12 protein-coding genes are annotated in these 14471 nt (G+C 61.5%); 8 read left to right on the forward strand and 4 right to left on the reverse strand.

The genetic code is table 11. The annotated features are described in order from the left end of the window. From QA637_RS20910 to QA637_RS20930, 5 genes are all read left to right on the forward strand, one after another. Nucleotides 1–999, forward strand: coding sequence for an ABC transporter permease (locus tag QA637_RS20910; RefSeq protein ID WP_153439836.1), 999 nt, complete (start codon nt 1–3; stop codon nt 997–999). Further along, on the forward strand, nt 996–2171 hold the full coding sequence (locus QA637_RS20915; RefSeq protein ID WP_283066650.1) for an ABC transporter permease: 1176 nt from the start codon (nt 996–998) through the stop codon (nt 2169–2171). The genes QA637_RS20910 and QA637_RS20915 overlap by 4 nt, the downstream gene beginning before the upstream one ends. A 78-nt stretch (nt 2172–2249) precedes the next feature. Continuing rightward, nucleotides 2250–3464 (forward strand): glycosyltransferase family protein, encoded by a 1215-nt coding sequence (locus QA637_RS20920; protein ID WP_153439835.1) that lies wholly within the window; start codon nt 2250–2252, stop codon nt 3462–3464. Nucleotides 3465–3468: 4 nt separating this feature from the next. Beyond that, nucleotides 3469–4716: a glycosyltransferase family 4 protein gene (locus QA637_RS20925; RefSeq protein WP_283066652.1), complete on the forward strand. Its 1248-nt coding sequence runs from the start codon at nt 3469–3471 to the stop codon at nt 4714–4716. After that, the gene (locus QA637_RS20930) at nt 4713–5876 is read left to right on the forward strand and encodes a glycosyltransferase family protein (RefSeq protein WP_283066654.1); all 1164 of its coding nucleotides are present in this window, start codon (nt 4713–4715) and stop codon (nt 5874–5876) included. Before QA637_RS20925 ends, QA637_RS20930 begins: the two co-directional genes overlap by 4 nt. Here QA637_RS20930 and QA637_RS20935 read toward each other — a convergent pair. Continuing rightward, nucleotides 5854–6522, reverse strand: a complete 669-nt coding sequence (locus QA637_RS20935; protein WP_283066656.1) for a class I SAM-dependent methyltransferase — start codon at nt 6520–6522, stop codon at nt 5854–5856. The genes QA637_RS20930 and QA637_RS20935 overlap by 23 nt on opposite strands. Before the next feature lie 312 nt (nt 6523–6834). Here QA637_RS20935 and QA637_RS20940 point away from each other — a divergent pair, with 312 nt between their 5' ends. The 3 genes from QA637_RS20940 (at nt 6835) to QA637_RS20950 (ending at nt 10970) form a co-directional block, all read left to right on the forward strand. Next, nucleotides 6835–9546 carry an ABC transporter transmembrane domain-containing protein gene (locus QA637_RS20940; protein ID WP_283066657.1) on the forward strand — a complete coding sequence of 904 codons (2712 nt, stop codon included), beginning with the start codon at nt 6835–6837 and terminating at the stop codon, nt 9544–9546. 92 nt (nt 9547–9638) lie between these two features. Beyond that, nucleotides 9639–10103: a cyclic nucleotide-binding domain-containing protein gene (locus tag QA637_RS20945; protein WP_283066659.1), complete on the forward strand. Its 465-nt coding sequence runs from the start codon at nt 9639–9641 to the stop codon at nt 10101–10103. A 117-nt stretch (nt 10104–10220) separates the two neighbouring features. Next, nucleotides 10221–10970, forward strand: a complete 750-nt coding sequence (locus QA637_RS20950) for an FkbM family methyltransferase (protein WP_283066661.1) — start codon at nt 10221–10223, stop codon at nt 10968–10970. 17 nt (nt 10971–10987) lie between these two features. On the opposite strand, the gene cueR is transcribed toward QA637_RS20950, so the two are convergent. The 3 genes from cueR to QA637_RS20965 all read right to left on the reverse strand — a co-directional run bounded on the left by cueR (nt 10988) and on the right by QA637_RS20965 (nt 14365). Beyond that, complete coding sequence (gene cueR / locus QA637_RS20955; RefSeq protein WP_283066663.1) at nt 10988–11455, reverse strand: Cu(I)-responsive transcriptional regulator; 468 nt, start codon at nt 11453–11455, stop codon at nt 10988–10990. Nucleotides 11456–11532: 77 nt separating this feature from the next. Continuing rightward, the gene (locus QA637_RS20960; protein ID WP_428843164.1) at nt 11533–13971 is read right to left on the reverse strand and encodes a heavy metal translocating P-type ATPase; all 2439 of its coding nucleotides are present in this window, start codon (nt 13969–13971) and stop codon (nt 11533–11535) included. 196 nt (nt 13972–14167) lie between these two features. Further along, nucleotides 14168–14365: a heavy-metal-associated domain-containing protein gene (locus QA637_RS20965; RefSeq protein ID WP_153439827.1), complete on the reverse strand. Its 198-nt coding sequence runs from the start codon at nt 14363–14365 to the stop codon at nt 14168–14170. Nucleotides 14366–14471 lie beyond the last annotated feature (106 nt).

Here is a 14471-nt window from a genome sequence, read left to right on the forward strand (position 1 = left end):
ATGCTGCGATACATTCTCTGGCGTATTGCGGCGATGGTGCCGACCCTCCTGATCATCTCGGCCCTGGTGTTCACCATCATCGAACTGCCGCCGGGAGATTATTTCGAGAGCTATGTCGCCGAAATCAGGGCGCAGGGCGAAGGCGTCAACATGGAGCAGATCGAAGCTCTGCGCAAGGAATACGGCTTCGATCAACCGCCGCTGCTGCGTTACATCTACTGGGTCGGCGGCATGCTGCAGGGGGACTTCGGCTATTCGTTCGAATATGAACTGCCGGTGAGCGAGGTTGTCGGCGACCGGCTCTGGCTGACGATCCTTGTCTCCTTCTTCACCATCATGCTGACCTGGATCATTGCCTTTCCAATCGGCATCTATGCCGCGACCCACCAATACAGCTGGGGCGATTACGGGCTGTCGCTGATTGGCCTCATCGGCATTGCCGTACCGAACTTCATGCTGGCGCTGATTCTTATGTATTTCGCCAATATCTGGTTCGGCACCTCGATCGGCCATCTCATGGATCAGAAGTTTCTTTCGGAGCCGATGAGCTGGGCGAAGGCAAGGTCCATGCTCGAGCACATGTGGATACCTGTGATCATCATCGGCGCGGCGGGAACGGCGGGCATGATCCGGCGCCTCAGGGCCAACCTGCTCGACGAGCTTCAGAAGCAATATGTCGTCACCGCCCGGGCAAAGGGGCTCTCGCCCACACGGACGCTGGTCAAATATCCGTTGCGCATGGCACTCAACTTCTTCATCTCCGACATCGGTTCGATCCTGCCGGCGATCATCTCCGGCGCGGAAATCACGGCGATCGTTCTTTCGCTTGAAACCACGGGACCGATGCTGATCAAGGCGCTGCAGAGCCAGGACATGTATCTCGCCGGCTCGTTCCTGATGTTTCTCGCGTTTCTCACCGTCATCGGCGTGCTGATATCCGATCTGGCGCTCGCCATTCTCGATCCCAGAATCCGTCTGCAAGGCAGGAGTACGAAGTGACGTCACCTATACCGGCGCCCGGCGAACCCCTGCCGCATTACGTATCGACCGCCCCGTTCGATCCCTATTCCGTCGAGGTGATGACGGAGGAGCAGGTGCGCGTGAACCAGGCGTCGCAACTGCGCCTGATGTGGTGGAAGTTCAAGCGGCACAAAGTGGCGCTCGCCTCCGGCATTTTCCTGGCAGCGCTCTACTTTATGATCCTCTTTTGCGAGTTTCTGGCGCCGTACAATCTGCATACGCGCAACGTCGATTTCATCTACGCGCCGCCGCAGACAGTCCGTCTTTTGCATGAGGGCTCATTTGTCGGTCCCTTCGTCTATGGCCGGACGATGACGCTGGACATGGCAACGCTGAAGCGGAACTACGCCGACAACCCCGCGGACGTCCAGCGGATCCGCTTCTTCTGCCGCGGCGACAGCTATCGTTTCTGGGGGCTTTTCGAGGGCAACCTGCATCTCGTCTGTCCTGCGGAGGGTGGCCAGCTCTTCCTGCTCGGAACCGACAGGCTCGGACGCGACGTGCTGTCGCGCATCATCTACGGCGCGCGGATTTCACTGACGATCGGTCTTCTCGGCATCACGGTCAGCTTCGTGCTCGGCATCGTCATCGGTGGGCTTGCGGGCTATCACGGCGGCGTTTTCGATCTCCTGGTGCAGAGATTGATCGAGGTGCTGCAGTCGATCCCGAGCATTCCGTTGTGGCTGTCGCTTGCGGCCATCATGCCGGCCACATGGAGCCCGATCCTCATCTATCTCGGCATCACCGTGATTCTCGGGCTTCTCGACTGGACCGGGCTTGCGCGGGCCGTCCGCTCGAAGCTGCTTGCGCTGCGCGAGGAGGACTATGTCCTTGCGGCGCAACTGATGGGTGCAAGGAGCAGCCGTATCATCGGGCGCCATCTCGTCCCGGGCTTCATGTCCCATCTTATAGCAACGGCGACGATCTCCATTCCCGGCATGATCCTCGGCGAGACTGCGCTGAGCTTCCTCGGGCTGGGACTGCGCCCGCCGATAACGAGCTGGGGCATCCTGCTGACGGAGGCAAAGAGCGTCAGCGTGATTGCTTTCTATCCCTGGCTGCTGTTTCCGACTATACCAGTCATTCTTGTGATTTTGGCGTTCAACTTCCTGGGAGATGGGTTGCGCGACGCCGCCGATCCCTACAAATAAGGCCGGCACTGCCTTTGACTGCCTGCGGGCGCTGCATCCTCTTGTGGCCCTTCTGATAATGAGCGAAAGGTTCTTCGCATGGTACGGCGTTTCGAGGATGCCCGGATCCTCATGTACAGCCACGACACTTTCGGCCTGGGTCACCTGCGGCGTTGCCGGACGATCGCGCATGCGCTGGTGGAAGATTATAGCGGGCTGCAGGTGCTGATCATCTCCGGCGCAACGATCGCCGGCGCTTTCGATTATCGTGCACGCGTCGACTTCGTGAAGATTCCGAGCGTCATCAAACTGAGAAACGGTGAGTACACCTCGCTCGACCGGCACATCGAACTGCACGAGACGCTGAAGATGCGCCAGTCGATTATCCGCTCGACGGCCGAGACGTTCAAGCCGGACATCTTCATCGTCGACAAGGAGCCCATGGGCCTGCGCAGCGAGGTCGAAGATACCCTCACCTATCTGAAAACCCATGGAACGAAGTTGGTGCTTGGGCTTCGCGAGATCATGGACGCACCGCACCTGCTCGAAGTCGAATGGAAGCGGCGCGACACCATGCGCAAAATCGAGCAGTTCTACGACACGATCTGGGTCTATGGGCCGCCGGATTTTTACGATCCGCTGGTCGGCCTGGACGTGCCCGCGGCCGTCCGCGACCGCATGAACTTCGTCGGTTTTCTACAGCGAAGCGTTCCGCATGACGGGCTGCCCGATCACAGGCCGGAGGGCGATTATATCCTCGTCACGACCGGCGGCGGCGGCGACGGCGCCGAACTCATTCATGATGTGATCCACGCCTATCAGCAGGACCCCGAACTGACGCACAATGCGCTCGTGGTGCTTGGGCCCTATATGCCGGCCAAGCAGCGCAACAAGCTGATCAAGAAGGGCGGCCGAATTCCCTTCATCAAGGTAATCGAGTTCGACAATCGCATGGAGGAATTGATCGCCGGCGCGAGAGGGGTCGTCTCGATGGGCGGCTACAACACCTATTGCGAGATCCTCTCCTTCGACAAGCCGGCCTTGATCGTGCCGCGTCTAGAGCCGCGGGAGGAGCAGTTGATCCGGGCTCGACGGGCGTCCGAACTTGGTCTCGTCGAGATGCTGCTTCCGCACGAAGCCGAGGATCCGCTGCGGTTCGCGGCTGCGTTGAAGGCTTTGCCTGGGCGTGCGCCCCCGTCGCGCGCTGCCAATGGCCTGAGGCTGGAAGGCCTTGTCCACATCTCCGAGCTTGTCGGCAGCTGGCTCGATCACAGATCGAAAGAGCACTTGAGCATCGTGAAGCAGTCGAGCTGAGCCAGTGTCGCCAAATCGCAAGATTGCCGTCATCCTGAAAGGTTACCCGCGCCTGTCGGAAACCTTTATTGCGCAGGAACTGCTCGGCCTCGAAAGGGCTGGGCACGAACTCGTTCTCGTCGCGCTCCGTCGTCCGACCGATGGCAAGCGCCATCCGGTGCACGACGAAATCCGGGCGGACGTCCACTATTTGCCGGAGTATCTGCATGAGGAGCCGTGGCGCGTGCTTCGCGCCGTGTTCCGATTGATGCCGAAAGCCGGGTTCTGGCGCGCGCTTGGTCCATTCCTTGTGGATCTCGTGCGCGACCCGTCCCGCAACCGTTTCCGGCGGTTTGGACAGGCGCTGGTGCTGGTTGCCGAATGGCCGGGCGCGGCGACCTGGCTTCACGCGCATTTCATCCACACGCCGGCCTCGGTGACCGACTATGCCAGCATAATCGCAGGCATTCCTTGGACCTGCTCCGCCCATGCCAAGGACATCTGGACGTCCGCTAACTGGGAGCTTTCCGGAAAGCTCGACCGCGCCCGCTGGACCGTTACCTGCACGCGGAGCGGCTTTGAGCACCTGCAAAGCCTGACGCCCGAGAAGTCCCGGGTGCATCTGAGCTATCACGGCCTCGATCTCGACCGCTTCCCGGTGTTTGGCGGCGACCATTCCCGCCGCGATGGCTCCGACCCGGCCGATCCGGTGCGGATCGTCAGCGTCGGACGCGCCGTCGCCAAGAAGGGCTACGACATCCTGCTGAAGGCGCTGTCGCTGCTGCCAGCCGATCTCAACTGGCGCTTTGACCATATCGGCGCAGGCGAACTGGCGGGCGACCTCAAGCAGCTTGCCACCGAACTCGGCCTCGGCGATCGGGTCAGTTGGAAAGGTGCGCTCGACCAGACCGACGTGCTTCAGCACTACCGCGACAGCGACATCTTCGCGCTGGCGTGCCGGGTTGCGGCCAATGGCGATCGCGACGGTCTTCCGAACGTTCTGGTGGAAGCCTCAAGTCAGCGGTTGCCTTGCGTCTCGACATCCGTCTCGGGCGTTCCGGAATTGCTGACGGACTATCAGAACGGTCTCCTCGTGCCGCCCGAGGACCCGCGGGCGCTTGCCGCGGCAATCGAACGCCTGATTCGTGACCCGGATCTCAGGCGCGGGCTCGGCACTGCTGCCGAACAACGCGTTCGCGCCGAGTTCGACCATCACTCGAGCGTCACCCAATTGATCGGGCTCTTTCAAAGCGAGTGGAGCAAAGCCTCTTGAGCAATCGTCGCGTCTTCTTCTACGTGCAGCATCTGCTCGGCATCGGGCATCTGGCACGCGCGAGCCGTATCGCTAAAGCGTTGGCTGCCGACGGCTTCGAAGTCACGATGGTGACGGGCGGCGCACCCGTTCCCGGGTTTCCGGGCGAGGGCCTGGCGACGATCGCGCTGCCGCCGATATTAGCCGGCGACAAGGGCTTTTCGGGTCTTAGCGATGCCGACGGCAATCCGGTCACGAATGCTTTCCAGCAGCACCGCAAGAACCTGTTGATCCAGGCGCTGCATGCCGCAAAGCCCGATGTCGTCATCATCGAGGCTTTCCCGTTCGGTCGCAGACAGATGCGCTTCGAATTGCTGCCGCTGCTCGATGCCATCGCGGCAATGGAGCCGCGGCCGTTGGTGGCGACTTCGCTGCGCGACATCCTGCAGGAACGGGTGAAACCCGGCCGTGCCGAGGAGACCGTGGATCTGGTCAAGGCGCATTTCGATCTTGTGCTCGTCCACGGCGATCCGGCCTTTGCGCGCCTTGAGGAAACCTTTCCGCTTGCGGGCGAGATCGCGGAAAAGGTCGCCTACACGGGTCTCGTCGCACCGCCGCCGCCGGCCGAAGCGAACGAGAACTTCGACATCGTGGTTTCGGCCGGTGGTGGTGCGGTCGGCAAGGACCTGATCAGTGCGGCACTCGGCGCCGCAGCGATGCTGCCAAAGGCGCTTCGCTGGTGCATCGTCACCGGCCCGAACCTGCCGCAAGGCGACTTCGACGTTCTCGCCGCGGCAGCTCCCGCCGGGGTCAGCCTCTTCCGCTTTCGCCAGGATTTTGCGGGCCTGCTCGCGGGCGCGCGGCTCTCCGTCTCGCAGGCAGGATACAACACCGTGTGCGACATTCTTCGCGCCGGCTGCGGCTCGTTGCTCATTCCCTTCACGGCGGGCGGCGAAACCGAGCAGAGCACCCGCGCAGCACGGCTCGAAAGGCTCGGCCTCGCGGGCGTCCTGCCGGAGGAAGGCATCACGTCCGACCGGCTCGCACGGGACATAGAGGCGATGCTTGCTCGGCCGAAGCCGGAGATCCCGCCGCTCGATCTTACCGGCGCTGCCAGGACTGCAGCGATCCTGAGGGAAGAACTGCGGCAGCGGGAGGTCAGACCGTCCCGATCAGCATGAAGCGATTGTATTTCTTCATCGGCAACGCGCCTGCGAAATCGAGCTTCGCAAGACCGGCCCGCTTTTTGAACTCCTCGAGCGAGGCTACGCAGCTTATATGCGTCGGTTCGCTGAAGTAGTCGTTCGACTGTAAGAGGACGCGAGCCCCCGGAGGAAGGAGCTCAAGCCAGAGCTTGAGATCGGCAATGTGCTCGCAACTCGTGTTGACGATCAGGTCGGCTCCGATTGTTCGATAGTCGAGAGCGTACATATCCGCGGTGATCGCGCGGAAACGGTCACCATGTGCTGAATTGAGCGTGCGTGCGACCTCTTCCACCGCGGGATCGATGTCGTAACTGTCGATGGCGCGGATGGTGAAGCGCGTGTCTTCGAAAAGAATCGCGGGCAGAACGCCGTACCAGCCGCCCAAAACCGCAATCCGGCCGAAGGTCGAGCCGACGCTTTCGAGCAGCTTGTCACGTGCCCAGATCTTGCAGCCGACCTGCTTGTAGTTGAACGCGTTGGCGATGTCCGCATCCCGATGCTGGGCGATTACCCTGCCTATCCCCTCCACGACGGCGCTACCGGAATAGGCAGCGATCCCGCGCACGAGATCATAGGCGTTCTCGTGCCAATCTTCGGGTGGAGTATGGGTGGCATGCATCATAAGGCTGTTGTAAGCTTGCGAATAGGCGAGTGCAAGCCACGCGCGAGTATACCTCGATCCGCGGATGCCCGCCACGTCTGCAAGGAACCGTCGGGGCTTTGCTGAAGGGGCGATCTGTTCGACGGATGTTACTTGTGGTTCGTGTCCGCTTGACATGGGGCAGGGCTCTGCTCTCATGCCGGGCAGTCACGATTCCGTGGATGAAGCGCGAGTCCATTGAAGATTTGATGGACTGGAACCATTTGCGACGGAAGGCTGCCGGCCCGATCGGCCCGGCGATCCCGTATTTAAGTTAGGTTGTATTGCCAGCACATGGAAACACGTCTTTCCCGCTACATCTGGACTCACACCAGCAAGCAGCAGCTTTGGATCCTGCTGGTCGTCGCGCTGTCGATGATACCCTACTTCCTGTCCTTCGATCTTCCCAAGCAGATCGTCAACGGACCGATTCAGGGCGAGGGTTTCGAAGGACCCGCGTCGACCCAGGCCTTCCTGCCGATTTCCTTCAACCTGCCCGGTTTCGGCGAGGTCGACCTGTTTTCGGGCTTTCAACTTGAGCGGGAGGGAATGCTGCTTGCCCTCAGCCTTGTCTTCCTGCTGCTCGTCATCATCAACGGGCTCTTCAAGTTCTACATCAACACCTACAAGGGCCGGCTCGGCGAGCGACTCCTGCGGCGCATCCGCTTCGAGCTCGTCGACCGGGTGCTGCGCTTTCCGCCCAGTCACTTCAAGCGCGTGAAGCCTGCCGAAATCTCGACCATGATCAAGGACGAGGTCGAGCCGCTCGGCGGGTTCACCGGCGATGCCTTCGTGCAGCCGGCGCTCCTCGGCGGCCAGGCTTTGACGGCGCTGATTTTCATTCTGCTCCAGAGCCTGTGGCTGGGTCTCCTTGCCGCCTTCATCGTCGCGATACAGGCAGTGATCATTCCACGCATGCGCCGGCGGCTGATCGTGCTCGGACGCGAGCGCCAGCTGACGGCGCGCCAATTGTCGGGAAGGGTCGGCGAGATCGTCGACGGCATAGGGACCATTCGCGGGCACGACACGTCCAACTATGAAAGAGCCGACATCGCCGCTCGACTCGGCCGGATATTCAAGATCCGCTACGACCTCTATCAGTGGAAGTTCCTGGTCAAGTTCCTGAACAACTTCCTGGCTCAGGTCACCCCGTTCCTGTTCTACTCGATCGGCGGCTACTTCGCCCTGCACGGCCAGCTCGATATCGGCCAGCTCGTTGCGGTGATCGGTGCCTACAAAGACCTTCCGGGACCGCTGAAAGAACTCATCGATTGGGATCAGGCGCGCCAGGACGTGCAGGTCAAATACGCCCAGGTCGTCGAGCAGTTCAGCGTCGAGCCGCTGATCGATCCGAGTGTCCAAGCGATCTCGGTAACCTCCGTGGCGCCTATCACGGCGACCCTTGCAGCCGTCAATCTTTCCGTTGCCGATGACGGCGGCTCGAAGGTCATAGAACACGTGTCGCTGCAGGTGCGCCCCGGCGAGGCCATCGCGATTACGGGCGGCTCTACCGGCGGGGGAGAGGCACTCGCCGAAGCCTTCGGACGTCTCATATGGCCCGAAGGCGGCAGGATCGTCGTCGGCGACGACGATATCCACGACCTGCCGGAATCGGTCGTCGGGCGGCGAATTTCCTATGCCTCATCGGAGGTATTCACCTTCCAGGGGAGCCTCGGCGATAACCTGCTCTACGGGCTCAAGCACGCGCCGCTGACAGAGGTGGTTTACGAGGGCGACAAGGCCGCCCACCGTCGGTGGGAATTGCTGGAAGCGAAGCTTGCCGGCAATCCCTCGCTCGACGTCAACAGCGACTGGATCGATTACGGAGCCGCAGGTGCAACCGGCCCGGATGACCTCTTCGGGAAGGTCAGAGCCGTGCTCGACACGGTGCTTCTCACAAACGACATCATGGCGCTTGCCGTCCGCTCGACAATCGATCCCGCGCAGCACGAAGCCTTTGCGGGTGAGATCGTGGCGATGCGCGGGGCCCTTCGCAGGCGTCTCGAGGCCGAGAAGCTCAGTGATCTGGTCGTGTTCTTCGAGCCTGGTTCCTACAATGTCGAGGCGACCATCGGGGAAAACCTGCTCTTCGGGACGGTGACCGATCAGGCGCGGTGGGAAATCGCACTTGAAAGCCACCCGTTCTTCAAGACGGTCTTGAAGCGGGCCGGTCTGCACGAGAGCTTCTACGAAATGGGACTGGAAATCGCCGGCAACGTCGTCGAACTGTTCCGCGACCTGCCTCCGGATCACCCGTTCTTCCAGCAACTAACCTTCATGGCGGCGGAAGAGATCCCGACCTATGAAGCGCTTCTCCAGAAAGTAAGGGGACGAGCGATCGACGAAGTCTCCGAGGATGATGCCATCAAGATCATCCGCCTATGCTTCGGTTACATCGAGCCACGCCACCGCTTCGGCCTGCTGTCCGAAGAACTGATGTCTCAGATCGTCGCGGCGCGCCAGGAGTTCAGCGAAGGTCTGCCCGAGGATCTCGTCGGCATCATCGAGCACTATCAGCCGAACCGTTATATGGCATCGTCCAGCATCATCGATAATGTGCTTTTCGGCCGTATCGGCCACAGGCACACCGACGGCTCCGAGAGAATCCGCGCGATCGTGCGCGACCTCTTCGAAACGCTCGGACTTTACAATGACGTGCTTGCCTTCGGACTCGACTTCGACGTCGGCGCCGGCGGCAAGCGGTTGACGGCGGGCCAGCGGCAGAAGCTCAACCTTGCGCGTGCATTGATCCGCATGTCGGACTTCTACATCTTCAATCAGCCGCTGCTCGCGCTCGACCAGCGAGCACAGGAGCAGATCACCCGCAACGTCTTTGCCTTCCTGAGGCAGGAAGACCGCAAGCCGGCGATCGTCTGGGTACTCGCCAACCCGGCTCTTTCGGAGTTGTTCGATCGCCGGGCGCACTTCGAAAACGGCCATCTTATAAGCGATGAAGCTGTGGAAACATCTGCGAAAGACAGCGACTACAAGGAACTGGCATCTTGATGTAATATTAATGTGAGGGAGCAAGCATATTTCCCCGTTTCAAGGGGAGGGAGGTGCTTATGCTCGCGACACACTCGGAGAAACGGACTGTCATGCTCCTAAAAGACGAAGTGGAAATGCTGCGCCGGATCACACTGTTTTCCGGCTTGCCGCCAGCCAAGCTCAAACTTCTGGCGTTCACCTCCGACAGGGTAATGTACAGCGCGGGAGAAAGTCTCTTTCATCAGGGCGATATCGGCGATGCCGCCTATGTGATCCTTTCCGGGCGAGCCGATGTCTTGGTTGCAACGCCAACCGGGCAATTGAAGGTCGCCGAGGTGGAGCAGAATTCGATCGTCGGCGAAATCGCCATTCTCTGCAACACGCCGCGCACGGCGACGGTCAAGACCAGCACGGCCCTCGAGGCGCTGCGCATTCGCAAGGACGATTTCTTGAAATTGCTGGCGGACTTCCCGGAGATGGCGGTGGAAATCATGCGCGTGCTCGCCGACCGTCTCAGCCAGACTACCTCCGAACTCACTGAAGCGCGCAGCCGCGCCCAGCGGGCAGAGGCGTAAGCGCCATTGGGTCGTTCTTGAACGGCACACCTTGGCGGTGTCGCTCTGACTCTTTGTTTACCGCGTTCTCAGCGGGACCGCTTCACACGTCGCCCCGAAATGCACTAAAGAGGCGCGATGCGCGCGATAACCTATTTTCAGAAGACAGTTTATTTCCCCGACAAGCCGGAGAAGGCGCGCTTCTTTGCCCGGCTGCAAGGCGGGCAATGGGAGCCCGGTACATTCCGCAATATCGAGCGACTCGTCGACGGTACCACGACCTTCATCGATATCGGCGGCTGGATCGGCGTGACACCCTATTGGGCGGCGCAGATCGCCGACAATGTCATTACCGTCGAGCCCGATCCGGTGTGCTTCGGGATACTCTCCGAGATGCAGCGCGAGAATACGGGCGAAGTGAAGCTTATCAATGCGGCGCTCTCTCAGGATGAATGCCTGGTGCTGCACTCGGTCGGCGGCGGCTTCGGCAGCTCCGAAACCTCGGCGCTGATTGCCGACGACACCGGTCTGGCCGTCACGGCGCAAACCGTCACCATTCCTGGCCTTCAGAAAATGGCGAGGACGGAGCGGCTCTGCTTCAAGATCGACATCGAAGGCTACGAATACAAGGCACTCGACCAGTTTCGGGCGATCGACCGCAAGAGAACGGCGGGTGTGCTGATCGCGGTGCATCCGCAGATCCTCGCCGCCTCGCTCTCCGGTCCGCGTTTTTTCCGCGCGCTTCGAACGATCGCCGCCACGGTGCGCCTTATCCGGAGCTTTCGCGGGTTCAAGCTCGAAAATCCGTCCGCCATCTGGGCGGCGATCCGCAAATCGGTCTCCCGGCGCGAGTTCAGGGGCTTCGATCTGCTTTTCGTGGCGAAATGACCCTCAGCAGCCGAGAATCATCGTGACCTGACCCGCATGGGGTCGATGCCATTTCGGCCGAAGCGGGCGGGTTCCTGGACCTTCACGGAGTTCACCTTCGCGTCGGCAAGGTCGTCGAGGATCGGACAATCCGGCCGCTCGTCGCCGTGGCAATGGGCGGCAAGATGCTTGAGCGTCCGGCTCATGGCCTTCAGTTCTTCAGCCTTGCGTTCCAGGATTTCCACCTGGTCGAGCGCGATCTTCTTGACCTCGCTGCTGGCGCGCGAGCGGTCCCGCCAGAGCGCCAGAAGATCCGCCATTTGCTCGACCGTGAAGCCGAGATCGCGAGCACGGCGGATGAAGCGCAGCGTATGGACGTCCTTGTCGCCATAGTTGCGGTAACCGGATTCGCTGCGGCTGGCCGGAGGAATAAGGCCGATCGTCTCGTAGTAGCGGATCATTTTCGTCGAGACGCCGGAGGCGCGCGCGACATCGCCGATATTCATGACATCACCTTTTTCTGACGGCACTCTATGCTGTTGATATAGGAAATTCGCTTGCGGGGCGCCAATGGCGCCCAGCATTATTGAACGGCGGCTGCCTCACGCGAAAGGCTCCTGAACCGCTTGAGACGCAGCGCATTGCCGACCACAAAGACGCTGGAAAGTGCCATGGCGCCGGCCGCAAAGATCGGCGAAAGCAACATGCCGTAGGCCGGATAAAGCACGCCGGCGGCGACCGGTATCAGCACCACATTATAGGCGAAGGCCCAGAACAGGTTCTCTTTGATGTTGCGGATCGTTGCCTTCGACAGCGCGATGGCATTCGGCACGCCGAGGAGATCGCCGGACATCAGCACGACGTCGGCGCTCTCGATGGCGACATCCGTCCCGGTGCCGATCGCCAGCCCGACATCGGCTGCGGCGAGCGCCGGTGCATCGTTGATGCCGTCGCCGACGAAGGCGACGTTGCGCCCTTCCGCCTTTAGCCGCATCAGGGCGGCTACCTTTCCGTCCGGCAGGATCTCGGCAACGACCTCGTCAATCCCGAGCTTGCGCGCGATCGCCTCCGCCGTGCGGCGGTTGTCTCCGGTGATCATCGCGATCCTGAGGCCAAGCTGATGCAGCATGCGGATCGCCTGCGGCGTCGTTTCCTTGATCGGATCGGCGACGGCGATGATCGCCGCGAGCTTGCCATCGACCGCCGCATAAAGCGGGCTCTTGCCTTCGTCGCCAAGACGGCGGGCGTGATCGGCGAAGACAGCGATGTCGATGCCCTCGCGCGCCATCAGCCGGTCGGCCCCGACCAGGACCGTGTGTCCGGAAACATTGGCGCGGGTCCCGAAACCAGGGATCGCCTCGAAATGCTTCGCTTCGCTGATCGTCAAATCCGCATTCCTCGCCGCAGAAACGATGGCTTCCGCGATCGGATGCTCGGAACGCGCTTCGACGCTGGCGATGAGCGCAAGGACGGAATTGCTGTCAAAGCCCGCAGCGGCTTCGAGGTCGGTCAGCTCGGGCCGGCCCCGGGTCAAGGTACCGGTCTTGTCGACCGCGATGAGTTCGGCATTGCGCAACGTCTGCAAGGCTTCGCCCTTGCGGAAGAGCACGCCCATTTCGGCGGCACGGCCGGTTCCGACCATGATGGAGGTGGGCGTTGCGAGCCCCATCGCGCAAGGGCAGGCGATGATGAGGACGGCAACGCCGTTGACGAGCGCGAAGGTCAGCGCAGGATCTGGGCCGAAGACGAGCCAGACGAGGAACGTCGCAAAGGCGATCGCCATGACCGCGGGCACGAACCAGGCGGTGACGCGATCGACGAGCGACTGGATCGGTAGCTTCGCGCCCTGCGCCTGTTCGACCATGCGGATGATCTGCGCCAGCACCGTATCCGCTCCGACCTTGGTGGCGCGGAAGCTGAAGGCACCGGTCTTGTTGATCGTACCGCCGACGACTTCGGCTCCGTCCGCTTTCTGGACTGGGACCGGCTCGCCGGTGATCATCGATTCATCGACATAGGAGTTGCCTTCGACGACCACGCCATCGACGGCGATCCTTTCGCCGGGGCGCACGACAACGACGTCGCCGGCATGCACATCGGCAATCGCAATCTCCACCGTTTCGCCATTGCGGATGACGCGGGCCGTCTTCGGCTGGAGCCCCATGAGGTGCCTGATTGCCTCTGACGTGCGGCCTTTGGCGCGCGCTTCGAGGAACCGGCCAAGCAGGATCAGCGTGACGATCACGGCCGCCGCTTCATAGTACACATTGGCGGTGTCGGCCGGCAGCAGGTCCGGCGCGAAGGTTGCAACCACGGAGTAAATCCAGGCGGCAAACGCGCCGATCGCGACCAGCGAGTTCATATCCGGCGCCGCTCTAAGGAGCGCCGGGACGCCCTTCTGGAAAAAACGGAGGCCCGGACCGAAGAGAGCAAGCGACGCGAGCACGAACTGCAGATACCAGCTTTCCTGCATGCCGATGCGGATCATGACGAAATCGTGGATCGCCGGGATGAAATGCGATCCCATCTCGAGCACGAAAATAGGGAGCGTCAGAATGGCGGCGATCGTGAGAGAGAGCTTCAGGCGACGGCTTTCCCGTTCGCGTTTCTCCGTTTCCTGATCAGCATCCTGCTTGCCGGCGATGCGCCGGGCGTCGTAGCCGGCGTTACGCGCGGCTTCGACCAGCATATCGACGGAGGCAAGCCCTTTGACGACGCGAACGGTGGCCTTCTCGCTGGCAAGATTGACACTCGCCTCCACGGTTCCGGGAACGGTCCTCAGCGCCTTCTCGATGCGGGCGACGCAGGATGCACAAGTCATGCCGTCGATGGCGAGCTCTATCAGCTCTTCGGAGGCGCCATAGCCGGTATTCTCGATCGCCTTGACGATATCGGCGGGGCTCGCCGTTGCGTCGAAGCGCACATCCGCCCGCTCAGTGGCGAGATTGACGGAAGCCGACATGACGCCCGGCACCGCGCGTATGGCTTTTTCCACTCTCGCGACGCAGGAGGCACAGGTCATGCCCTCCACGGCGATGCTGGCCGTTCGTCCCGACCCGGCAATCGGTTCAGCATTTCTTGTTTGGATGATCGTCGCGGATCCCATGATCGCGCTCCTTGCAATGCGACTGCGAACGAAGGTGAGGCCTCCTAGGATCGGAGGTCGGCTAGCACCCAGCCATGGTTGCGCGCTAAGCGGCCGGCCAATCGGCCGAACGCTACAGCGGCAGACTGTCGTAGCCGGCGGTCTTCAAAGCCTCTACGATGACATCGCTGTCCGCCGTCGTTTCGACACGCACTTCCTTCGTCCCGAGGTTCGCTTCGACCTTGGCCACCGGATCGATGGCCCGGATCGCCTTTTCGATGGTGCCGACACAGTGGCCGCAGCTCATCTCGTCGATCTTGTAGCGTTGCATGCTCGTCTCCTTTGGCTTCGTGATGGAAAGAACATGGGGCTTCCCATCGTTGGAAGGTCAAGGGCCCATCGTATGTCCTGGGTGACGGAACCAAAATTTGATGGGG

The sequence above is a fragment of the Sinorhizobium terangae genome (assembly GCF_029714365.1).
In the GTDB taxonomy this organism is placed as follows: domain Bacteria; phylum Pseudomonadota; class Alphaproteobacteria; order Rhizobiales; family Rhizobiaceae; genus Sinorhizobium; species Sinorhizobium terangae.

What these genes read in the sequence shown, in the direction of transcription:
- QA637_RS20910 (WP_153439836.1), top strand. Translation starts at nt 1, where the DNA reads ATGCTGCGATACATTCTCTGGCGTATTGCGGCGATGGTGCCGACCCTC.
- QA637_RS20920 (WP_153439835.1), top strand. Translation starts at nt 2,250, where the DNA reads ATGGTACGGCGTTTCGAGGATGCCCGGATCCTCATGTACAGCCACGAC.
- QA637_RS20935 (WP_283066656.1), bottom strand. Translation starts at nt 6,522, where the DNA reads ATGATGCATGCCACCCATACTCCACCCGAAGATTGGCACGAGAACGCC.
- QA637_RS20940 (WP_283066657.1), top strand. Translation starts at nt 6,835, where the DNA reads ATGGAAACACGTCTTTCCCGCTACATCTGGACTCACACCAGCAAGCAG.
- QA637_RS20945 (WP_283066659.1), top strand. Translation starts at nt 9,639, where the DNA reads ATGCTCCTAAAAGACGAAGTGGAAATGCTGCGCCGGATCACACTGTTT.
- QA637_RS20950 (WP_283066661.1), top strand. Translation starts at nt 10,221, where the DNA reads ATGCGCGCGATAACCTATTTTCAGAAGACAGTTTATTTCCCCGACAAG.
- cueR (WP_283066663.1), bottom strand. Translation starts at nt 11,455, where the DNA reads ATGAATATCGGCGATGTCGCGCGCGCCTCCGGCGTCTCGACGAAAATG.
- QA637_RS20960 (WP_428843164.1), bottom strand. Translation starts at nt 13,971, where the DNA reads ATGACCTGTGCCTCCTGCGTCGCGAGAGTGGAAAAAGCCATACGCGCG.
- QA637_RS20965 (WP_153439827.1), bottom strand. Translation starts at nt 14,365, where the DNA reads ATGCAACGCTACAAGATCGACGAGATGAGCTGCGGCCACTGTGTCGGC.